Here is a 21,692-nt window from a genome sequence, read left to right as displayed (position 1 = left end):
TTATGCGGCAAAGCCGTTTTGAATTCTGTATTGGACAGGACTTAATCCATTCAATTTTTCTTTGATTCGGTTGTAGTTATAGTATTCAAGATAAGCGACCAGTTCCTGGCAGAACTCGTCTAATGATTGGAACGTCCGCAGGTATAGCAATTCCGATTTTAACAGTCCGAAAAAGTTTTCCATAACCGCATTGTCCAGACAGTTTCCCTTTCTGGACATACTTTGCCGAATGCCTTTTTCTAACAGTCTTTTTTGATACCTAACGTTCTGATATTGCCAGCCCTGATCCGAATGAAGGATCAGCCCGCTGCTGTCCGGGAGCCGGGAGAACGCTTTATCCAGCATCTCATCCACCTGGCGGTAATTAGCCCGTTTACTGATGGCATAGCTGATGATCTCACCATTATACAGGTCAAGCACAGGAGAGAGATAAAGTTTGCTTCCAAACGGGGAAAACTCAGTCACATCAGTTACCCATTTCTGATTCGGCCTTTCCGCATGGAAATCTCTAGCCAGTAGATTTGGTGCAATCTTGCCGACTTCTCCACGGTAAGAACGATACTTTTTCATTCGTACCATATATTTCAGGCCTGATTCCTTCATCAGCTTTTGTACCGTCTTGTGGTTCAGACAAAAGCCCCTGTTGCGTAATTCCATACCAATCCGCCGATACCCGTACCGGCCTTGATTCTCCTGATAAATTGCTATAATTTCCGCCCTTTCTTTTGCGTATTTATCCACAGCATTGGCTTTCCGGGAATAGTAGTAGTATGTACTTCGGGGAATGCCGGCCAGTTTAAGTAATGCTGCCAGAGGATAATCACGCCTTAATTCTGTAACAGCAGCCACAACATCGCTTATTCGGGTTTTTCCCGCTTCTGAATTAAGGCGTTTAATTTTTTTAGGTAATCATTCTCCATTCTTAACCGGTAATTTTCTTCTGACAGCCGCTTGTTTTCCTGTTGCAGCTCCGACTGTTCCTGCTTGTATTGTAACACTTTTAGGCGAAACTCGCCATCAAAGCCTTTTTGTCGGCCAACCAGATTTCTGCTTAGAAGTCCTTTTGTACCATGCAGCTTATACAAGTTTACCCATTTTTCAATTGGCGTACAGGATACGCAAAATTTCTCGGATGCCTCTTTGCGTGTATGCCCTTCCAGTACATACTGAACAACCGCTAATTTTAATTCCTCACTGAACAATTCTTTTCCCATAGATTTCTGCATCCCTTTCGTTGACTTTCTTGTCCAACTTTTGGGGGTCACTTCAATACTTTACACTTTACAAGCGAATCTCTGCCTGTCCAGTAATATGGAGCAGACCTGGTCACTACGCGGCCGACAGGCAGTCATGGACCTCCATAGGAGTCCGCACTCCCAGTCCACGCTGGAGGCGGCGGAAGTTGTAATAGGTAATGTACTCCCGGATCATCTTGACCAGCTCTGCGCGGCTGGTAAAGTGTCGGCCATAGTAGCGCTCCCGCTTGAGGATGCCCCAAAATCCCTCCATGGGCCCGTTGTCAGTACACTTTCCCACCCGGGACATACTTTGAGTAATGCCCGCCGCAGTCAGCTTGTCATGGAAGATTTGAGTAGTATAAGCGCTGCCACGGTCGCTGTGGAGCAGGGGATGGGCGCCGGGATTGGTCTCCAATGCCTGATCCAGCGTGCGGTGCACCAGAGCAGCCTCATTGGTATCCCGGATGGCGAAGGAAACAATCCTCCGGTCGCACAAGTCCAGGATGGCGCTCAGATAGAGCTTGTGCATGGTGGGGCCCATGTAATAGTGGAACTCCGTCACATCGGTGAGCCACTTCTCGTTGGGGTGGTCTGCATAAAACCTGCGGTTCAGTACATTCTCCGCCAGATTCTTGGGGGCGGCTGCCGACCGTGTGCAGCCTCGGGGCGCGTACTTCACTGCAGACTGAATCCCCAGGCTGCGGCAGATGCGCAGCGCCCGCTTGTCGTTGACCGGTGCATGATAATACTTGTCCAAATCGTCCCGAATACGGCGGTATCCCTTGTCCGGGCTCTCCCGGTGGATCTCCCGAATCAACCCGGCGATGCGCTGATTCTCGGCGACACGGTCCCCGGCTTTCCCGGAGCGCCACCGGTAGTATCCGGCCCGGGAGATATGCAGCTGCAGCGCACCGCTTCATACCATTGCTCCTGCCGGAACTGCCTCAGCGATCCCCCCTTTCTAACTCCTTCACTTTTTTTCGCAGATATAGCTCCATTTTCAGTAATTCATTTTCCTGTTTCAACCGGGCATTCTCAATCCGCAAGGCCTCATCCGAACTTCGGGGTATCTGATTCGCCAGCCGATGACCGCGGCGGTCCTCCAGTCCTGCCGTCCCAAGCTTCCGATATTTTTTCACCCAGCCCCGCAGTGTCTGAACCTCCACCTGATATGCCTGTGCCACATCCCCAAGCGACTGCCCGCCGTCCAGACAGGACAGCACCGCCTGCAGCCGTTCCTCCACCGTGTGTTCTCTTCTCATGACAGAACCTCCCTTCTCTTGTCTGGAGTTTCTTTCATGATACGCCTTTACCCAGTCCAATACCAGGTTCTCAGAGCGAAGCTGATACTCTTCTGCAATGGCCATGGAGCTGCCCTGGCCGGACAGGTAAGCATCCACTACTTTGCGCTTGAAGTCCTCACTGTACCGCCGCTTGGACCGGTTCCCGTCCTCCGCCAGTGCCGAGATTCCCTCCGAACGGTACCGGCTGATCCAGCTCTCCATAGTAGAGTGCCCCACTCCGGCCCGCCGCGCCGCATCCCGCATTCGCAACCGGCCTGCAAGGCATTCCTCTACCAGCGAGACTTTTTCCTCGAGCCTAAACTCTTTTCGTTTCCCCATCTATGCTCCCTCCTTATATTATTTTCTTGTCTGCCTTATTGGGAGCATACCAAAGTGTCCCAAGGCGGAGGCATCCTTGTTGTCCCGCCCGGGCAGAGGTATAATATAGATGTAATGTGATAGGGAAAGAGGAACAATGGCACGAACAAAAAACAGAGGATTTAAGCAGAGTTTCTCTCCCTCTTATACCGTCCGCCGCTGGCGGCTGGGCGCATACATCCGGCTTTCTAAAGAGGATTTGAAAAAAGTTAAAGAAGGCAAGGATGACAGCAACAGCGTGAAAAACCAGCGTGACCTGCTGGGGGATTTCTACTTTAAGCATCAGGACGAATTTGAAAGCATCGCAGAGTATGTGGATGACGGCCACACCGGGACGGACGCCAACCGGGAGGACTTCCAACGGCTCCTTGCCGATGTAATGAGTGGCAAAATAAATTGTGTGATCGTCAAAGACCTTTCCCGTTTCGCAAGAAATTACAGCGATGCAGGCAGTCTGATTGACAACCTGTTTGTTCAAATGGGCGTCCGCTTTATCAGCCTTGCCGAGAATGTAGACAGCTACCGTGACCCGGACAGCGTTTCCAGCATTATCGTCCCCATTACGAATGTAATGAACGATCAATACTGCTACCAGACCTCAAAGAAGATCCGCCAGGTCTTTGACTACAAGCGGCGCAACGGGCAGTATATCGGCTCCTTTGCTCCCTATGGCTATGTGAAAGACCCGAAAGACAAGCACCAGTTGATTGTCGATCCCGAGGCGGCTGAAATAGTCAAGCTCATTTATGACCTGTGTTTGCAGGGCAGGGCTCGGCGGTCTATCGTCTATCACTTGAACGATCACGGTATACCGAGCCCGGCTACCTACCGCAAGGAAAAGGGCCTGCCTGTGAGCTCACCATCGGACACTCCCCTGTGGGGCGATAAGGCCGTAACCCTTATTCTCACAAACCCGATTTATACCGGGGATTTGGTGCAGGGCCGCCGCCGGGTGAAAAGCTACAAGGTACACCAGATCGAGGAAGTGCCCGAGGAAGAATGGGTACGGGTTCCCGATACTCACAAGGCCATCATAGAGCGGGAGACTTTTGAAAAGGTGCAATCTCTCTTAAAGCGGGATACCCGGCGGGCTCCCCGGACAAAGGAGCTCCACCTGTTCAGCGGCTTCCTCCGCTGTGCGGATTGTGGAAAGTCTGTTACCCGAAGCTCAAGCGGGCAAAGCACCCGTTACCTTTGCTCTACTTACAAAAACCGTTCTCGGACAGCCTGCACCATGCACTCTATCAAGCATGAGCGGCTGGAGGCCGCTGTCCTGTTCGCTGTACGGCAACAGGTACATCTGGCGGTTTCCTACTCCGAGATTATCGCCCGGATCAATTCGGCCCCCATCAAAAAAAGCCAGTCTTTCCGACTGGACGATCTGATAGCCGCCAAGGAGCGGGAACTGGCAAAAGTGACCCGGTACAAGCAGTCTCTTTATCAAGACTGGAAAGACGGGGAAATTACCCAGCAGGACTACCGGGATATGAAAGCCGATTATGAGCGGCAGGCCGCATCCCTCTCGGACATTCTGGCCCGGCTGACCGCTGAACGGGCGGAGCTGGCAAACGGTGTAAATAAGGAGCATCCTGCTCTTGTAGCCTTTATGAAGTACCAGAACATTGAAACACTCAACCGGGAAATTTTGATTGAGCTTGTAGACCATATCAAGGTTTACGAAAACGGCAATATTAGTGTGAAATTCAAATTTGCTGACGAGCTCCGCCGGATTGCCGAGTACATTGAAATCAACACCACTCAAAACCCTGCTGTGGCGGGCTGATACCCGCCACATACCTTTCTGACAGTGTGTATTCCTAATAAGAAACATTCATATGACATAACTTAACCTCCATAATAAATCGCGATTTATATTCTTAGCCTTATTATAATTTGCTGAAATTTAATTACCACATGAAAAAATACCACATAGAATGTGGTAAATTCTATGTGGTATAGTGTAATTAACCTTTATCTAAAATATCCATAAGAACTTTAAAGGTTTTCTCCTTAATCAGCCTTTCCATTCCTTCTCTGCTCTGCATCGCTCTTGCAGTGGCCTCGTAAAAATGAGGCAGGCACTCATCCTGCCTGTTCCCTATAGAAGCCAGAAATACTGCCTGAACTGTATTTTTAGTCCAAAAAACAGGCTGCTTCAAAACAGCTACAAATACCTTTGTTTCTTCCGCCAAAAGTTTATGAGGGTGGGGCATTGCCACATGATTTCCAAAATCTGTTTGTCCCAGCCCTTCTCTGATTAAAACCGACTCTAAAAACCCTTCTGGCAGTTTCTCTCTTTTTCCTATGGCAATACAAAGATTCTCTAGAACCTCCTCCTTGCTTGTCCCTTTAATCTCTGTAAAGAAACGCTCTGGCCTGTATATATGGGATAAATATGCCTTTCTGCTGCTTTTTAAGGTATTTTTCACCTGCACCAGATCTCTGGTTTCTAAGAAATAAGCCTACCTCCACAATAGGCACTGGTATCGGCCTGCTTATGGGGATTGTAGTAAATACATAATCTACTTTAGAAAAATCAAAGGTGTTCAGCCCCACCATATCGCAAATGTAAATTTTATTTAAATACTCCCCGAATTCTTCTCTGTACTTATAAAGCAGCAGTCTGGAGCTGCCCTTTCCAGAATTACATACAATAAGAATATTTGATTTTTTTCTGGTTTTCCCTTTCATCTCCTCCAGGGCCAAAGCGTATATCACTGCAAAATAGCTGACTTCATCCGGGGATATTTCTTTTTTAAATTTTTCTTCCAGAATCTCCCCTGTTCTTACAGCCATTGTGTAGGGAAAGGCATAATTCTTTTTTACTTCCTCCAGAATCTGACTTACATTGGATATTCCATACTGAATCCGTATGGCCAGCGGCACCAGATGGGAGCTAAGCATCATTCTAATATGAAAATCTCCTCTTAAATCCACATTAAATTCGTCTAGAAGCACATTAAGAATCAAATCTGCCAGCTGTCCAATCTCTTCTCCCACTACAAAATTTTGATCCTGCGCCTGCTCCAGCTCTATAGTTCTTTTTCCCGCCAGATATAAGGCAATATAATTTTTCTCATTCTCTTCTATTTTTACATTCCACACCTGCGCCAGGGTCTCAGTAAATCTCCAAATAAAACTCCACTCCTCCTGGCTCAGGCTTATATTTTCCTGATCTAATAATTCTGTAAAAAAACCTGATCTAATTCTCTTTAAAGCAATATATACATGGTGAATAAATATGTCAAAGGATGTTTCCGCCATATGGATATCATATTCCTTCATCAGGGAAAGAGCCATGTCTCCCAGGCTTTTCAGTTCCTTTCCCTTTCTGTTTTCATCTAAATCAGAAAACAGATTTCTTCTGACAAAATAATCTCCAATGCATCTGCGGAAATCAAACTCCGCCCCTTTCATTCTTAAACCGAAGTTAGGCCTTCTCTCTATAACAATACCGTACTGATTTACAATCTGTTCCGTTTGTTTAATGGAAATCTGCAAAGTAGCTCTGGAGACATACAAAAATTCACAAAGCTGATCTATTTTTATATAGGTTTTATGTGAGATTAAATATGCCAGCAGAAAATCTGTTCTTTCTTCTGCAGATTCCGGAATTTTATCTTCTTTTTGCCTCTGGCTTTTATAAAAATTTTCAGCCGCCTTTTCATTTATATTTTCCAGCCGATATCCAAACCTGGGCTTAGATATAATTACAAAACCATGATTTTTTCCTATTTCATTTAGCTCTTTAATCCTCAACCTGACAGTTTTAGGGCTGACATGAAACTTTTCAGCAATTTCTCCTGCTGTTACATAGCTGCCGTCTAAAAAAACTTCTAAAAATTCTTTTCCGTCTCGTCTCATATTCTGTCACCGCTTACCTTCCAGTTCTAATTTAATCTTTAATAAAAAAATATTTTTTCCATCTACTCTATCATAATCTTCTCTGTAAAGTCATGTCAACTACAACAAATTGGAGAGCGCCGCAAATGCAGCGCTCCCCTGTTATTATCTACCTGTTTTCTGTTTTTAATTTAATATTTAGTCTAATTTTCTAATAGAAATTGCTGTATTGGAGAATTCTCCGTTTGTATTGTCAGTATTCAGTGTAATAGTTACAGGAGCCGCAGTTACCTGTACAACTGTATTGCCGCTTAATGTGGCAGTATCGTTGGTCGCTGTAATTGTGGCAGTAGAATCTGTGCCTGTAATAGGGGTACCATTATTTTGTAATGTTACTCCTACACTTACTGGAGGCCTAGTACCAGTTGCGTCTGAAACTACTGTATTGTAAATAACCTGGTAAGTTCCGTTTTCTGTTAATGTAAATGTTCCTGTACCTGCTGAATGGGTAATAGCAGTACCTTCCTCCACCTGTGTGGTGGCAAAAGTTAAAGCGTCATTGGCACCGGCTGGTGTCTGGTCGGCAGCATTCACAGCATAAAGTACATTAAACGGAATTGCGCCGGAAGGACCTGTTGGTCCAGTTGGACCTGTAGCTCCGGTGGCTCCAGTGGCTCCCGTAGCTCCTGCCGCTCCCGCCGGGCCCTGAGCTCCCTGGGGGCCTTCTGGACCTGTAGCTCCGGTGGCTCCTGCTGCTCCTGCCGGGCCCTCAGCTCCCTGGGGACCTTCCGGACCTGTAGCCCCGGTGGCTCCTGCTGCTCCTGCCGGGCCCTGGGCTCCCTGGGGACCTTCCGGACCCTGAATGCCTTGAGAACCCTGTGGGCCTGTGGCTCCTGTAGCTCCTGCTGCTCCCGCCGGACCCTGTGGACCCTGTGGGCCTGTAGCTCCGGTGGCTCCTGTTGGACCTGCTGCTGTTACTAAATCATAATCATTAGATGTTCCGGGAACTCCTTCAGGATAGTTTCTGTTCGCTCTGTACAGTGAACCATTGTAATATACAAGGTCGCCTTCCAGATAAGGAATCGCAGGGTTAAATGGGCCTGCGTCGCTTAATCCAGGTCCCATTGGACCTGTTGGTCCTGTTGGGCCTATTGGGCCCTGAAGTCCCATTGGTCCCATCGGTCCTGTCGGTCCCTGAAGTCCCATTGGTCCCATCGGTCCTGTTGGTCCCATAAATCCCATTGGTCCGGTTGGCCCCATTGGTCCCATCGGTCCCATTGGCCCCATTGGTCCCATCGGCCCCATTGGACCTTGAGGACCTCTGCAGCAGCATGGCCTTTGGGGGTAAGGTCTGCATGAGCAGCAGCTTCCAATTGGATAAGCACGATTACATCCACAACTATTATCTATAGAATTACAACACATAAAATCACTCCTTTTTATTATTCCAGCAGGTTTTCAAAACATATTGCTTTGCTTTCCTGCCGGTTTAATATATCATATGTGGGCAGAACAAGTTTGGTTCGTCCTTTTTTCTCTATTAAAATATTTTTCATTCCACTCCACCTCTTTTGCTTCTGGTTTCCTTGCCTTTGATTTTAAGTGATATTCATATGCCTTTTCTCTGTCTCCCAGCTTGTCATAACAAACACATAAGTTGATTTCCGGCAAATAGCCGTAACAGTCCCACCTGATAAAACCTCCTGCTTCACTGGGGGCCTTAACTCTTAAAGCTGATTCAAACCAAAATATAGCTTCCTCCCATCTCTCCTGCTCCTGAAAATATCTTCCAGCAGCAAAGCATACCTCCCCCCTGGGCGGGGCAAACAAAAAGCTTTGAAACAACGCCTTCAGTTCCTTCTCCCCCTCCCCCATATTTTTAAAGCATTCCGCCATATTTAAGCAGGCCTCAATTTTATTTTCCACCCATCCGTTACCTTCTAAAAATTTTTCAAATATCTGGACTGCTTTTTCATACTTTCCATGGTAAAACAGCTCTCGTCCATAGTAGAACCAGCTTCTTTCATCCATAAACTCCCCGGCTGCAATCATCCCCTCATAAATTCTTAAATTTCTGTCTGTATCTCCCTGCCCTATTTTTCTGTGGTGAATAGTAATATCTGAATAAATCACATTCCCTGACGGGGCAATGGCCTCATGTACCTTTCCTTTCCACAAAAAACCTTTCTTATTTTTCACCAGCCTTTCCCTGTAATATGAGAAAAGAGGGTTTCCTTTTTTATCCTCAGAAACTGCATATTTTGCCATCACCACATCTACAGAAGGATTCATAGATTTTTTCAGCTCCAGCAATTTCCTTTTGTTTTCCTCTGTTACTACGTCATCTGCATCCAGCCACATACAGTAATCCATTTCAGCCCTGGAAAAAGAATAATTCCTTGCCGCAGAAAAATCATCTCTCCATTGAAATCGGTACACCTTCTCTGTATATTTTCCTGCAATCTCTATTGTTTTATCATCCGACCCAGTATCTACAATAATAATTTCATCTGCAAACTCTTTAGCAGATTCCAGGCATCTTTCCAGCACTCCCTCTTCATTTTTTACAATCATACATAAACTTATTGTAATCAAAAAATGTCCGCTCCCAGCATATCTTTTGTATATGCTATGAGCGGACCCTGAAATTAGACACCACTATTATGAATAAGGAAGGTTCTCCCTTTCTTTTAAAGGACTTATTTCCTTTTTATAAATATATCTCATAAAATTGGCGCTCATACACAAGGCGAAAACCTCTGCAAATGGAAACGCCCACCACACAGCTGACAAGCCTGCTGTTCTGGAAAGTATAAAAGCGCATGGCAGAAGGAACACCAGCTGTCTTACTGCCGACACAGAAAGGCTTAGCAGTCCATGGCCTAAGGCTTGACAAACTGATAAAATAATAATATTAAATCCTGCCATCAAAAAGCTTATACTAATATGTCTTAAAGCCGGCACTCCAATCTCCAGCATAGACTCTGAGGCATTAAAAATCCCCAGTAATTGAGGGGTAAAGCCCCAGAATACTAAAACGCCAATTAACATCATTCCTGTAGCGTAGGCCACGCTAAGTTTAATGGTCTTTACAATTCTCTTCTCTTTACCTGCTCCGTAATTATAAGACACAATGGGAACCATACCGTTATTTAGACCAAATACAGGCATGAAAATAAAGCTTTGCAGCTTAAAGTAAACTCCAAATACTGCCGTAGCTGTAGAAGTAAAGGAAATTAAAATTTTGTTCATTCCAAATGTCATCACAGAGCCAATAGAGGACATGATAATGGAAGGAACTCCTACAGCATATATGGACTTAATAATATATCCGGAAGGTCTGAACTGGCTTATTTTTAATGTAATATCTTTGTTTTTCGTCAAATTAAAGTAAATCGCCAGCATAGCCGCTATGATCTGCCCGATTACTGTGGCGGCGGCAGCTCCTGCCACTCCCATTTTAGGCATATTAAAATATCCAAAAATCAAAATTGGGTCTAAAATAATGTTAATAATCGCCCCTGTTCCCTGGGTGATCATAGTATAAAAGGTCTTTCCTGTAGACTGCAGCAATCTTTCAAAGGTAATCTGCATAAAAAATCCAATAGAACAGGCGCAGCAGATCATCATATACTCTATTCCATACTCAATAATTTCTTCATTTTTTGTCTGCATGGAAAAAAAGATTCTGGAACCGGCTACTCCGATTACTAAAAAAGCCAAATAGCTGAGAAACCCTAAAAATATGCCGTTTTCCGCAATCTGATTGGCTGTCTCAAACTTTCTCTCCCCAAGACTTCTAGATAAAATGGCGTTAATACCTACCCCTGTACCTGCTCCTACAGCGATCATCAGGTTTTGTACAGGAAACGCCAAAGATACTGCGGTCAAAGCGTTTTCACTGATTTGGGACACAAACATACTGTCCACAATATTATACAATGCCTGGACAATCATAGACACAATCATAGGAAGAGCCATGGTAATCAGCAAACGGTTCACCGGCATCACACCCATTTTATTTTCCTGTCTCTCTTCCCTTTTCTCTACTTGTTCTCCACTCACTTCTCTTTCCCCTTTTCTGTATTTTTTTTGATGTACAGCTATTTATAAGTCTGCTGCAAATAATAAGTCAAGACCACCGGCTAAGCCGGTGGCTTGCTTTGACCCTATAAGGGTCTGTTACCGGCACTGGAGTCTAAAGACTCTCCGAAATAGGTTCGCCAAGCGCAACATCATTTACCTACTAAGCCCTAAAGGGCTTATNAAGTCAAGACCACCGGCTAAGCCGGTGGCTTGCTTTGACCCTATAAGGGTCTGTTACCGGCACTGGAGTCTAAAGACTCTCCGAAATAGGTTCGCCAAGCGCAACATCATTTACCTACTAAGCCCTAAAGGGCTTATTTTATTTGTTTGCTTTTACTGGCTCACCCGTAAACGGGTCAATATACTCTTTCAGTGTCATCTGATCATATTCCAAATCTTCTTGTAACTGATTTGCTATATATTCCTGTATTTTCTTTGCATTTTTCCCTACCGTATCTACATAATATCCTCGACACCAAAAATGTCTATTTCCATATTTATATTTCAAATTTGTATGTCTTTCAAATATCATAAGTGTACTTTTTCCTTTCAAATACCCTACAAAATACGATACACTAATGCTTGGCGGAATTTCTACTAGCATATGTACATGATCTGGACATATCTCTGCTTCTACAATTTTTACACCTTTTCTTTTGCATAACATACTTAAAATATTTGCTATATCCTGTTTTATTTTTCCGTATGCTATTTTTCTCCTATATTTTGGTGCAAATACAATATGATACTTACAATTCCATTTTGTATGTGATAAACTGTTACTATCCATATGGATACCTCCTTTGTTTATTAATGCGGTTGGCGAACCTTACATTAATTATAACACTGGAGGTTTTTTGCTATAAGCTGAAGCAATTCTAACTCACCTGCATAGCAGGTGGTTTATTTGTTTTCCAAAGTTCCGTTTTTCGGATCAACGAAAAACTCCACAATGGTAAACAGGGCTTTGCCCTAACAATGAAACCGGAGAATACTGCAGAATTCCCATTTCTGCAGCCTTCTCCGGCATTTCCTCATTATTTATGCTTATGCATTCTTATAAACTTCCAGGGCAGCTGCAACTGCATCTCCTGCTGGAATTTTTACCTTATGCTGCATGAGAACTGCTTCCAAAGCGCCCAATGTCAATAAAATGTTTCTCTTTTGGCTGGAATAACCCATGTTGCCGATTCTCCAGATCTTTCCGTCCAGAGGGCCAAAGGATGTGGCAATCTCAATGCCAAAGTCTTCAATCAGCTGTGCGCGCACTGACTTTCCGTCTACTCCCTCCGGAATCTCAATGGCTGTCACTACAGGCATTTTGTGCTCTAAATCTCCGAAAATCTTCATGCCCATTGCCTGAAGTCCGGCAGTCAGCGCGTTATTATTCAGATTGTGACGGGCAAATCTTGCCTCCAGCCCTTCCAGCAAAATACAGCGCAAAGCTTCATGTACTGCGTACTGCATACTTGTGGATTCTGTGTGATGATTTAAATGGCGGGGACCCCAGTAATCCTGCAGCTGGGCCAAATCCAAATAGTTACTTGGAATGTGAGGCATGTCTGTAACTTCATCCTCTAAGGTGCGGATACCTCTTTCCACCTTTTTTCTAGCCAAAATGATTTTTTCAATTTCCTCATTATATGTGATCAATGCTGAGCCTGACGGTGCGGAAATACATTTCTGAGTGCCGGAAATACATGCGTCTATTCCCCACTCATCAACCTTAACCTCTGCTCCTCCTAAAGTAGCAACTGCATCTACAATTAAAAGAGCGCCATATTTCTTACAAAGCTTTCCAATTTCATCTAAAGGCTGCATCATAGAGGTTGATGTTTCTCCGTGAATTATGGCAAGGGCTTTATAGCTTTGTTTTTTTAATGCTTCCTCAATCTCCTCAGGAGTGAAAACAGTTCCCCATTCTCTTTCCAGCAAAGTAATATCTGCGCCGCAGCGCTCTAAAATCTCTGCCAGTAAATATCCAAAACGTCCATATGCAGGGATCAGTACCTTATCTCCAGGACAGATGGCTCCAGTTAAAATTGTCTCCAAACCGCCTCTGGATGTGGTGTCTACTGTATATGTCTGTTTATTTTTTGTTTGAAATACCTGACGGGCCATTTCCATTGTTTCTGACATCAAATCTAAAAATTCTGTATCAAACTGACCAAGAATGTGTGCGCTCATAGCTCGCAGTACACGTGGATCAGCGTCCACTGGACCTGGACACATCAAAGTACGAGGGGATGGGTTAATCTCTTTAAAGTTCATGCTTTCCTTCCTTTCCTGTCAATCTCTCTTCATTACATTTTCTTACCTATTATACTTGCATCATTTCCATTCTTCAACAAATTTTTCACTTGTATTAATTTTTGCACGATTTAACCAATTTCCTGGATTCCTTTTTAGTTTTAATGTGTCCATCTAACTAAATTTCATGCGGCTGCAGGCCTGATTTTTCTGCCTGTTTCCCCTTCTGAAAAAAATATTCTACTGCAAACTGGATTTTGGTGGCGTTAAATCCTTCCTCCACAGGGAAAAGAAAATATGTATTTTTAAAAGTAGATAAGGTGATACACTGTCCCTTTCCTCTGTAATCATACTCAGTATGAACAGAAATCATTGTTCTGGAAGAAAAGAATAAGGTCCTTTCCGTCTCTTCTCCATACTCCTTGAACGTAAGAAAAAAGCCGGAAGCGTTCTGAACCAGCCGCCCTGTTCCCAGATCAAAAAATCCGTGGGCATTGGGAAGCGCGTCCACCTGTACCTGTATATCTAAATTATACTTTCCCTGGTTAATCTCTTCCTTTACATTTTCCCTCTCCCACTCATACCAAAAGGGGATGCTGCCAAATTTTTCTGCGTTTTCTTCTCCGCCGTCTATCCTGATCAGTTCCCCCAGATCATTCATTTCCCATCTGCCTGGACATTTGCTGCAGAACAGGTAACTGCCCTTTGTTTTCATCTGAAACTGCCCTTTACACAAAGGACATTGATATAAAGGCTTTTCCAGTCCCTCAGCCTTGTTTTTATATGTAATCCTAATATTGGCTTCTTTTTGATATTTATATTCGTCATAATAAAACGCCTGCTGAATTTTCTTTTGTATTTCTTCTGGAGAAAGCCTGTCCGCCTCCTCTTTCGTAATAATCTGAGCCAGCTGAGAGTCCAGTTTCACCCCTCCCCTTTTCTTCAAATTCCATATAGGGGACTGGAGATAATTGCCCTTCATATTTAACACAACTACAGGTACTTTTAATAGCTTTACCAGTTTCCCCACAGACAAGGGCAGCTGAGACACCGTTCCCACATTGGCATATCTGGCTTCAGGATACATAGCCAAAATCCCTTTTCTATCCATAACCAATTTAATATTCTTTACTAAATTTATATCTGCAATAAATTTCCTGGTCCCCAGACAGCCTGCCTGGCGATACAGCCATTCCCCATAAAGTTCAAAGCCCTCCAGCTCTGAAACATAATTTACTCTGTGGGGAAACAGCGCCAGCTGAGTAATTTCAAAATCTATAAATGCGTGATGTGTGGCCAGAACTAAATAAGGAGGCTTTAGCCCTTTCATATTAACTTTATGAATCCTTAATCTGCCTTTTCTGGTAGCCGCAAAACAGGCGGCCCATATAAATGGAAGAAACAGCAAATTTTGCTTTGGAGGCACTTTTTCTGTGTCAAAGGGCTTTCTATAAAGTTCCTTAATTTCCTTCCTGTCCTGTAAAAGATATTTTCTGACTGCCGGTATTTTGCTGAGGAAAAGGTAGGTCAAGCCTGTAGCCAGAAAGGAGCAGCCTGTCGGCGTCAAATAAAAAAACGTTTGTATGTGAATCTTCCCTGAAATAGGATTATATATAGCTAAAGATAAAGCAGCTCCCATAAAAAGACAACGGATCCCCACAATATTAACGCCCTTTGTATAATTATACCCATGATATCCTTTTAGACCATAGGCTGACCGCAAAGATAAACGCTGCTTTCTCACAAAGAAAAAATCTACAAACAGCAGAGCTGCCAATGGAGCGTAAATACATGCGCTGATAGTGAGAAACGCCCCAAAATACTCTATAATTTTCCCCCATATACAAAATACGGCTCCATATGCTGCAAGCCCCAAAATAATTTTTCTGTACCTGGCCTTCTCAAAAACTGATTTCAGCATCACCCCATAAATATAAGTCCCTACAGCCTGGGTCCCTATATTGGCAAAAGCTACTAACATCAGAGAAGAAAGAGCCAGCCACGGGGCAGCCAAAGTAGCCAGCATTACAGTAGGATCGTCAATCATTTCCCCACAAGTGTATTTCATAGCAATCGCCATTACCGCCCCGATTACCACAAAAAATGAGCCTGAAAATCCCCTGCCCAATCACTCCCGCCCAAAAGCCTGCTCTCTCGTTTTTCACCAGCCTGGGAACCTCCGCCATACCGCCTACCAAAGTAATCACAAAAGCAAAGTTGGCTTCTATAGAAATAATATAAGATGTAATATGATCTGAGGAAGGGTTGTCCGGACGATAGTCCCAAATCGCCTCAGGAGGAATAGAAGTAAAGCCAACCACTACCACAACAACTCCAATAAGCAATAAAAGAGGCACCAGAATTTTTGTAGCTCCCTCAATAGCGCCTACTCCCTTATAGGCAATTACAGTGCCTGCCAATACGCAAGGTAAAGCTCCCGGTGTGTGAAACTGCTGAGGAATCTCTATCCCAAACAATCCTGCCAAATTTATCATGGAAGAAGAGAAAAGCTGAGCGCACACTGCATACCAGGGAAAATTTATTAAAATAATTCCCACAGCTACAGCTTTTACTCCTGAAGTTCCAAAGACACTTCTCAGCCAAATCCAAATATCAATCCCGTATCTTACTGACAAAATCACCGGCAGCTGATATATTGCAAGCATCAGAATGGCTCCTGCAAATGCCCCTGCCAACAACTGGCGAAAGCCTACTAAGCCAGCCAAATAAGAACCTTGAGTATAACTCCAGGTGGCAATACAATAACCTGATAAGATTAAGATTGCATCCGTAAAACCATATATCTTTTCTTTTTTCATTACAGGCAGTATTCCAAATAATACTTCCCCCTGTATTTCTTTTTCCTTTTCATCCTTCATGTTGCTGTTACCATCCGGCCCCTAAAATCACTACGATTAAACTTACTGCTACAACCAGTCCCCATATCATATAATCTTTTGGGGAGAATCTGGCAGGAAATTCATATGTTTCTTTTTCCATTTCCTCTATTCTCTTCTGTATTTCTTTTTCTATTTCCATTTATTCCACATCCCCTCCCATCTTATTACTTTCATATTACTATATCGCCTAAATCATGGCAATATATGAAAAGTCAAGTCAAGACCACCGGCTAAGCCGGTGGCTTGCTTTGACCCTATAAGGGTCTGTTACCGGCACTGGAGTCTAAAGACTCTCCGAAATAGGTTCGCCAAGCGCAACATCATTTACCTACTAAGCCCTAAAGGGCTTATTTTATTTGTTTGCTTTTACTGGCTCACCCGTAAACGGGTCAATATACTCTTTCAGTGTCATCTGATCATATTCCAAATCTTCTTGTAACTGATTTGCTATATATTCCTGTATTTTCTTTGCATTTTTCCCTACCGTATCTACATAATATCCTCGACACCAAAAATGTCTATTTCCATATTTATATTTCAAATTTGTATGTCTTTCAAATATCATAAGTGTACTTTTTCCTTTCAAATACCCTACAAAATACGATACACTAATGCTTGGCGGAATTTCTACTAGCCTATGTACATGATCTGGACATATCTCTGCTTCTACAATTTTTACACCTTTTCTTTTGCATAACATACTTAAAATATTTGCTATATCCTGTTTTATTTTTCCGTATGCTATTTTTCTCCTATATTTTGGTGCAAATACAATATGATACTTACAATTCCATTTTGTATGTGATAAACTGTTACTATCCATATGGATACCTCCTTTGTTTATTAATGCGGTTGGCGAACCTTACATTAATTATAACACTGGAGGTTTTTTGCTGTAAGCTGAAGCAATTCTAACTCACCTGCATAGCAGGTGGTTTATTTGTTTTCCAAAGTTCCGTTTTTCGGATCAACGAAAAACTCCACAATGGTAAACAGGGCTTTGCCCTAACAAAAAAATAGCGGCAAACAGATAACTGTTTACCGCTAAATGCCGGCGACCGGAATCGAACCGGTACGGGAGTATAAGTCCCGCAGGATTTTAAGTCCTGTGCGTCTGCCAGTTCCGCCACGCCGGCGTTCATGTTAAAAACATGACTGGCAATAAAATCACCAATGGGGCCTACAGGGCTCGAACCTGTGACCCTCTGCTTGTAAGGCAGATGCTCTCCCAGCTGAGCTAAGACCCCAATTATGCATTTTTATGCAAACGACCCGGATGGGACTCGAACCCACGACCTCCGCCGTGACAGGGCGGCGCTCTAACCAACTGAGCCACCGGGCCAGATCTTGTATTTTATAATCTTTAGTTCAGCTTCAGTGGACCTTCGGGGACTCGAACCCGGGACCGACCGGTTATGAGCCGGTTGCTCTAACCAACTGAGCTAAAGGTCCAAATTAAATAAATATAAGCCGATGATCGGACTCGAACCGATAACCTGCTGATTACAAATCAGCTGCTCTGCCAATTGAGCCACATCGGCATATAAAATGACCCCAACGAGATTCGAACTCGTGTTACCGCCGTGAAAGGGCGATGTCTTAACCGCTTGACCATGGGGCCTTCTCTTCGAGCACTTACCGCCTTCTCTCTCTTTGCCTCATGCTCTTAACTCCCCCTGTTGGACTCGAACCAACGACACTGCGGTTAACAGCCGCATGCTCTACCGACTGAGCTAAGGAGGATCATTCAGATATGCCCAGTATTTCTCACATACCCTCAAAACCACATATTGATTACTTCATCCGCTTCTACCTTAACCTTCTGGTTAAGCCCTCGACCTATTAGTAACGGTCAGCTACATACATTACTGTACTTCCACCTCCGCCCTATCTACCTCGTCGTCTTCAAGGGGTCTTACTCTTGCGATGGGATATCTCATCTTGAGGGGGGCTTCACGCTTAGATGCCTTCAGCGTTTATCCCGTCCCGGCTTGGCTACTCTGCCATAGGCCTGATACCTAACAGATCCACCAGCGGCCAGTCCATCCCGGTCCTCTCGTACTAAGGACAGCTCCTCTCAAATATCCTACGCCCGCGCCGGATAGGGACCGAACTGTCTCACGACGTTCTGAACCCAGCTCGCGTACCGCTTTAATGGGCGAACAGCCCAACCCTTGGGACCTACTTCAGCCCCAGGATGCGATGAGCCGACATCGAGGTGCCAAACCACTCCGTCGATGTGAACTCTTGGGAGTGATAAGCCTGTTATCCCCAGGGTAGCTTTTATCCGTTGAGCGATGGCAATCCCACTTTATACCACCGGATCACTAAGTCCTACTTTCGTACCTGCTCGAGCCGTCACTCTCGCAGTCAAGCTCCCTTATGCCTTTGCACTCTTTGGATGGTTTCCAACCATCCTGAGGGAACCTTTGAGCGCCTCCGATACCCTTTCGGAGGCGACCGCCCCAGTCAAACTCCCCACCTGACATTGTCCCACCACCGGCTTACGGTGGCTGGTTAGAAACCCAATAACGCAAGGGTGGTATCCCAACAGCGGCTCCAGAAAGACTGGCGTCCTTCTCTCTTTGCCTCCCACCTATCCTGTACATGCATTACCGAATCCCAGTATCAAGCTGGAGTAAAGCTCCATGGGGTCTTTCCGTCCTGGCGCAGGTAACCAGCATCTTCACTGGTATTTCAATTTCACCGGGGGCATTGTCGAGACAGCGCTCAAATCATTACGCCTTTCGTGCGGGTCGGAACTTACCCGACAAGGAATTTCGCTACCTTAGGACCGTTATAGTTACGGCCGCCGTTTACTGGGGCTTAGATTCAAAGCTTTGGTTTCCCTAACCTCTCCTCGTAACCTTCCAGCACCGGGCAGGCGTCAGCCCATATACTTCACCTTTCGGTTTTGCATAGACCTGTGTTTTTGCTAAACAGTTGCTTGAGCCTATTCTCTGCGGCCACTTCTCAGTGGCACCCTTTCTCCCGAAGTTACAGGGTCATTTTGCCGAGTTCCTTAACAATGCTTCTCCCGCCGGCCTTAGGATTCTCTCCTCATCCACCTGTGTCGGTTTACGGTACGGGTACAATATATGCTATAGCGGCTTTTCTTGGCAGCTGGAATCACATACTTCACTACTCTTGTTCGCTACGCGTCACGTATTCGGATTGTATGGCGGATTTGCCTTCCATACTCCTACCTCGCTTGCCCCGGTCTTCTCATTCCCGGGTTATCTTATCCTTCTGCGTCCCCACAGTTCTGATATATTGCAGTACAGGAATCTCTACCTGTTGTCCATCGACTACGTCTTTCGACCTCGCCTTAGGCCCCGACTTACCCAGAGCAGATCAGCTTTACTCTGGAAACCTTAGATATTCGGCCTGGAGGATTCTCACCTCCATCTCGCTACTCATTCCGGCATTCTCTCTTCTTATACGTCCACAGCTCCTTTCGGTACTGCTTCTCCCATATAAGAATGCTCCTCTACCAATGTACCTTAGTACATTCCTAAGCTTCGGTGGTGTGTTTCAGCCCCGGACATTTTCGGCGCAGGACCTCTCGACTAGTGAGCTATTACGCACTCTTTGAATGTGTGGCTGCTTCTGAGCCAACATCCTAGTTGTCTTTGAAATCCCACATCCTTTTCCACTTAACACACACTTGGGGACCTTAGCTGTAGGTCTGGGCTCTTTCCCTTTTGACTACCCAACTTATCTCGTGCAGTCTGACTCCCGTACATCATCTTCTCGGCATTCGGAGTTTGATATCTCTTGGTAAGCTTTGACGCCCCCTTAAGAATTCAGTGCTCTACCTCCGATAGACTAATACGAGGCTAGCCCTAAAGCTATTTCGAGGAGAACCAGCTATCTCCGGGTTCGATTGGAATTTCTCCCCTATCCACACCTCATCGCCACCCTTTTCAACGGATGTGCGTTCGGTCCTCCATCTCCTTTTACGGAGACTTCAACCTGGACATGGATAGGTCACCCGGTTTCGGGTCTATTCTCACTGACTCTTCGCCCTTTTAAGACTTGGTTTCCCTTCGGCTCCGCACCTTCAGTGCTTAACCTTGCCAGTAAAAATAACTCGCCGGACCGTTCTACAAAAAGTACGCGGTCGCACTTTAACGTGCTTCCACAGCTTGTAAACACAGGGTTTCAGGTTCTCTTTCACTCCCCTCCCGGGGTCCTTTTCACCTTTCCTTCACAGTACTATGCGCTATCGGTCACTAAGGAGTATTTAGCCTTGGGGGGTGGTCCCCCCGACTTCCTGCAAGGTTCCACGTGTCTCGCAGTACTTTGGATCCCGCTCGCTGCCTATCATTTTCACGTACGGGGCTTTCACCCTCTCTGGCTGGCCTTCCCAGGCCATTCTGTTAATGAATTGGCTCACTTATTGCGGTCCTTAACCCGGCCATGCTCGCACGGCCGTTTAGGCTCCTTCCATTTCGCTCGCCGCTACTTTGGAAATCGAGTTTTCTTTCTTTTCCTCGCCCTACTTAGATGTTTCAGTTCAGGCGGTTCCCGACGTATGGCTATGGATTTACCATACGACGACTGAGGTCTTCTCAGCCAGGTTTCCCCATTCAGATATCTCCGGATCTTTGGATATTTGCTCCTCCCCGAAGCTTTTCGCAGCTTATCACGTCTTTCATCGGCTCTTAGTGCCAAGGCATCCACCCTGTGCTCTTATTAGCTTAACCAGTTGACTTTCGCCTGCGGGTGCTGGCTACTCATCGGAAACATATAGCGTTATGTTCCTGGTTCTTGGTTGTTTCTTGGTTCCGTATCTTTCGATACGGCCTCGGATGTCTTGATATTTGTCTTCTTCTCTTCCTTCCTTTTCTTTCCGGAAGAGTCGACTCTATCTTTTCTTCAATATGTGGTTTTCAAGGTACGTGCGGTATCTTACAATTTACAGCTAACTTACAGTCTGCCGCTTCTCTGTTTGATACCTAGTGGAGATGGAGAGATTCGAACTCTTGACCCCCTGCTTGCAAGGCAGGTGCTCTCCCAACTGAGCTACACCCCCAGAATAATCTGGCAACCACCTACTCTCCCATATCGTCTCCAATATAGTACCATCGGCCGCTTTGGTCTTAACCTTCGTGTTCGGGATGGGTACGGGTGTTTCCCCCAAGCGCATCGTCACCAGAAATCTTGTGTCCTTGTTTTGAACACTAAACAGTATATAAAACCCTTACTTCCTTCTTTATTCCTTAGAAAGGAGGTGATCCAGCCGCACCTTCCGATACGGCTACCTTGTTACGACTTCACCCCAGTTATCGGTCCCGCCTTCGGCAGCTCCCTCCTTTCGGTTGGGTCACTGACTTCGGGCGTTACTGACTCCCATGGTGTGACGGGCGGTGTGTACAAGACCCGGGAACGTATTCACCGCGACATTCTGATTCGCGATTACTAGCGATTCCAGCTTCATGTAGTCGAGTTGCAGACTACAATCCGAACTGAGACGTTATTTATGAGATTTGCTCCCCCTCACAGGTTCGCTTCCCTTTGTTTACGCCATTGTAGCACGTGTGTAGCCCAAATCATAAGGGGCATGATGATTTGACGTCATCCCCACCTTCCTCCAGGTTATCCCTGGCAGTCTCCCTAGAGTGCCCATCTTACTGCTGGCTACTAAGGATAAGGGTTGCGCTCGTTGCGGGACTTAACCCAACATCTCACGACACGAGCTGACGACAACC

Annotated in this window: 15 protein-coding genes, 8 tRNA genes and 3 rRNA genes (1 of these 26 running past the window's edge); 1 reads left to right on the top strand and 25 read right to left on the bottom strand. The window is 45.2% G+C overall.

The window, feature by feature from the left end:
• The 3 genes from C1A07_RS11300 to C1A07_RS11285 all read right to left on the bottom strand — a co-directional run bounded on the left by C1A07_RS11300 (position 1) and on the right by C1A07_RS11285 (position 2,860).
• A protein-coding gene (locus tag C1A07_RS11300) for an IS3 family transposase (protein WP_408609816.1) occupies positions 1–1,214 on the bottom strand; the annotation gives its coding sequence in 2 pieces (ribosomal slippage) (positions 1–860 and positions 860–1,214; 1,215 coding nt in all).
• A 115-nt stretch (positions 1,215–1,329) separates the two neighbouring features.
• A complete protein-coding gene (locus C1A07_RS11290; protein WP_242972364.1) occupies positions 1,330–2,133 on the bottom strand; it encodes an IS3 family transposase in 804 nt (267 codons plus the stop codon).
• A 49-nt stretch (positions 2,134–2,182) separates the two neighbouring features.
• Positions 2,183–2,860, bottom strand: a complete 678-nt coding sequence (locus tag C1A07_RS11285; RefSeq protein WP_101877183.1) for a helix-turn-helix domain-containing protein — start codon at positions 2,858–2,860, stop codon at positions 2,183–2,185.
• 136 nt (positions 2,861–2,996) lie between these two features.
• Here C1A07_RS11285 and C1A07_RS11280 point away from each other — a divergent pair, with 136 nt between their 5' ends.
• On the top strand, positions 2,997–4,682 hold the full coding sequence (locus tag C1A07_RS11280; RefSeq protein WP_101877182.1) for a recombinase family protein: 1,686 nt from the start codon (positions 2,997–2,999) through the stop codon (positions 4,680–4,682).
• A 181-nt stretch (positions 4,683–4,863) separates the two neighbouring features.
• On the opposite strand, the gene C1A07_RS11275 is transcribed toward C1A07_RS11280, so the two are convergent.
• The 22 genes from C1A07_RS11275 to C1A07_RS11175 form a co-directional block, all read right to left on the bottom strand.
• Positions 4,864–5,328: a PTS sugar transporter subunit IIA gene (locus C1A07_RS11275; protein WP_180952236.1), complete on the bottom strand. Its 465-nt coding sequence runs from the start codon at positions 5,326–5,328 to the stop codon at positions 4,864–4,866.
• Positions 5,249–6,763 (bottom strand): BglG family transcription antiterminator, encoded by a 1,515-nt coding sequence (locus C1A07_RS11270; RefSeq protein ID WP_101877180.1) that lies wholly within the window; start codon positions 6,761–6,763, stop codon positions 5,249–5,251. The genes C1A07_RS11275 and C1A07_RS11270 overlap by 80 nt, the downstream gene beginning before the upstream one ends.
• Before the next feature lie 177 nt (positions 6,764–6,940).
• Positions 6,941–8,047, bottom strand: coding sequence for a BclA protein (locus C1A07_RS11265; protein ID WP_242972301.1), 1,107 nt, complete (start codon positions 8,045–8,047; stop codon positions 6,941–6,943).
• A gap of 192 nt (positions 8,048–8,239) precedes the next feature.
• Complete coding sequence (locus tag C1A07_RS11260; RefSeq protein ID WP_101877178.1) at positions 8,240–9,337, bottom strand: glycosyltransferase; 1,098 nt, start codon at positions 9,335–9,337, stop codon at positions 8,240–8,242.
• A gap of 66 nt (positions 9,338–9,403) precedes the next feature.
• Positions 9,404–10,759 carry an MATE family efflux transporter gene (locus C1A07_RS11255; RefSeq protein ID WP_101878127.1) on the bottom strand — a complete coding sequence of 452 codons (1,356 nt, stop codon included), beginning with the start codon at positions 10,757–10,759 and terminating at the stop codon, positions 9,404–9,406.
• A gap of 388 nt (positions 10,760–11,147) precedes the next feature.
• Positions 11,148–11,618 (bottom strand): IS200/IS605 family transposase, encoded by a 471-nt coding sequence (gene tnpA / locus C1A07_RS11250; protein ID WP_101876575.1) that lies wholly within the window; start codon positions 11,616–11,618, stop codon positions 11,148–11,150.
• 257 nt (positions 11,619–11,875) lie between these two features.
• On the bottom strand, positions 11,876–13,099 hold the full coding sequence (locus C1A07_RS11245) for a pyridoxal-phosphate-dependent aminotransferase family protein (protein ID WP_101877177.1): 1,224 nt from the start codon (positions 13,097–13,099) through the stop codon (positions 11,876–11,878).
• Positions 13,100–13,256: 157 nt separating this feature from the next.
• Positions 13,257–15,206 carry a cytosine permease gene (locus C1A07_RS11240; RefSeq protein WP_145996051.1) on the bottom strand — a complete coding sequence of 650 codons (1,950 nt, stop codon included), beginning with the start codon at positions 15,204–15,206 and terminating at the stop codon, positions 13,257–13,259.
• The gene (locus C1A07_RS11235; protein WP_101877175.1) at positions 15,118–15,957 is read right to left on the bottom strand and encodes a hypothetical protein; all 840 of its coding nucleotides are present in this window, start codon (positions 15,955–15,957) and stop codon (positions 15,118–15,120) included. The genes C1A07_RS11240 and C1A07_RS11235 overlap by 89 nt, the downstream gene beginning before the upstream one ends.
• A gap of 7 nt (positions 15,958–15,964) precedes the next feature.
• A complete protein-coding gene (locus C1A07_RS16215; protein ID WP_180952235.1) occupies positions 15,965–16,117 on the bottom strand; it encodes a hypothetical protein in 153 nt (50 codons plus the stop codon).
• A gap of 213 nt (positions 16,118–16,330) precedes the next feature.
• The gene (gene tnpA, locus C1A07_RS11230; protein ID WP_101875601.1) at positions 16,331–16,801 is read right to left on the bottom strand and encodes an IS200/IS605 family transposase; all 471 of its coding nucleotides are present in this window, start codon (positions 16,799–16,801) and stop codon (positions 16,331–16,333) included.
• A 226-nt stretch (positions 16,802–17,027) separates the two neighbouring features.
• Positions 17,028–17,114 (bottom strand) — tRNA-Leu (locus tag C1A07_RS11225).
• Between the two features lie 38 nt (positions 17,115–17,152).
• Positions 17,153–17,225, bottom strand: a tRNA-Val gene (locus C1A07_RS11220).
• 21 nt (positions 17,226–17,246) lie between these two features.
• A tRNA-Asp gene (locus tag C1A07_RS11215) sits at positions 17,247–17,320 on the bottom strand.
• A 36-nt stretch (positions 17,321–17,356) separates the two neighbouring features.
• Positions 17,357–17,430: transfer RNA gene (locus tag C1A07_RS11210), tRNA-Ile, on the bottom strand.
• Between the two features lie 16 nt (positions 17,431–17,446).
• Positions 17,447–17,519 (bottom strand) — tRNA-Thr (locus C1A07_RS11205).
• A gap of 8 nt (positions 17,520–17,527) precedes the next feature.
• A tRNA-Glu gene (locus C1A07_RS11200) sits at positions 17,528–17,599 on the bottom strand.
• Positions 17,600–17,648: 49 nt separating this feature from the next.
• Positions 17,649–17,721, bottom strand: a tRNA-Asn gene (locus C1A07_RS11195).
• 79 nt (positions 17,722–17,800) lie between these two features.
• A 23S ribosomal RNA gene (locus C1A07_RS11190) occupies positions 17,801–20,687 on the bottom strand.
• A gap of 256 nt (positions 20,688–20,943) precedes the next feature.
• Positions 20,944–21,016, bottom strand: a tRNA-Ala gene (locus tag C1A07_RS11185).
• Positions 21,017–21,022: 6 nt separating this feature from the next.
• Positions 21,023–21,140 (bottom strand): 5S ribosomal RNA (gene rrf, locus C1A07_RS11180).
• Between the two features lie 67 nt (positions 21,141–21,207).
• A 16S ribosomal RNA gene (locus tag C1A07_RS11175) occupies positions 21,208–21,692 on the bottom strand; it runs 1,045 nt beyond the window's last position.
• The 16S, 23S and 5S rRNA genes sit together here with 8 tRNA genes alongside, the layout of an rRNA operon.

The sequence above is a fragment of the Lachnoclostridium edouardi genome (assembly GCF_900240245.1).
GTDB lineage: Bacteria > Bacillota > Clostridia > Lachnospirales > Lachnospiraceae > Lachnoclostridium_A > Lachnoclostridium_A edouardi.
This window is presented reverse-complemented; position numbering and strand designations above follow the sequence as displayed.

Excerpts from the sequence above, each read along its gene's own strand:
- C1A07_RS11270 (WP_101877180.1), bottom strand. The coding sequence starts at position 6,763 with ATGAGACGAGACGGAAAAGAATTTTTAGAAGTTTTTTTAGACGGCAGC.
- tnpA (WP_101876575.1), bottom strand. The coding sequence starts at position 11,618 with ATGGATAGTAACAGTTTATCACATACAAAATGGAATTGTAAGTATCAT.
- C1A07_RS11245 (WP_101877177.1), bottom strand. The coding sequence starts at position 13,099 with ATGAACTTTAAAGAGATTAACCCATCCCCTCGTACTTTGATGTGTCCA.
- C1A07_RS11285 (WP_101877183.1), bottom strand. The coding sequence starts at position 2,860 with ATGGGGAAACGAAAAGAGTTTAGGCTCGAGGAAAAAGTCTCGCTGGTA.
- C1A07_RS11280 (WP_101877182.1), top strand. The coding sequence starts at position 2,997 with ATGGCACGAACAAAAAACAGAGGATTTAAGCAGAGTTTCTCTCCCTCT.
- C1A07_RS16215 (WP_180952235.1), bottom strand. The coding sequence starts at position 16,117 with ATGGAAATAGAAAAAGAAATACAGAAGAGAATAGAGGAAATGGAAAAA.
- tnpA (WP_101875601.1), bottom strand. The coding sequence starts at position 16,801 with ATGGATAGTAACAGTTTATCACATACAAAATGGAATTGTAAGTATCAT.
- C1A07_RS11265 (WP_242972301.1), bottom strand. The coding sequence starts at position 8,047 with ATGGGGCCGATGGGACCAATGGGGCCAATGGGACCGATGGGACCAATG.
- C1A07_RS11255 (WP_101878127.1), bottom strand. The coding sequence starts at position 10,759 with ATGGGTGTGATGCCGGTGAACCGTTTGCTGATTACCATGGCTCTTCCT.
- C1A07_RS11235 (WP_101877175.1), bottom strand. The coding sequence starts at position 15,957 with ATGAAGGATGAAAAGGAAAAAGAAATACAGGGGGAAGTATTATTTGGA.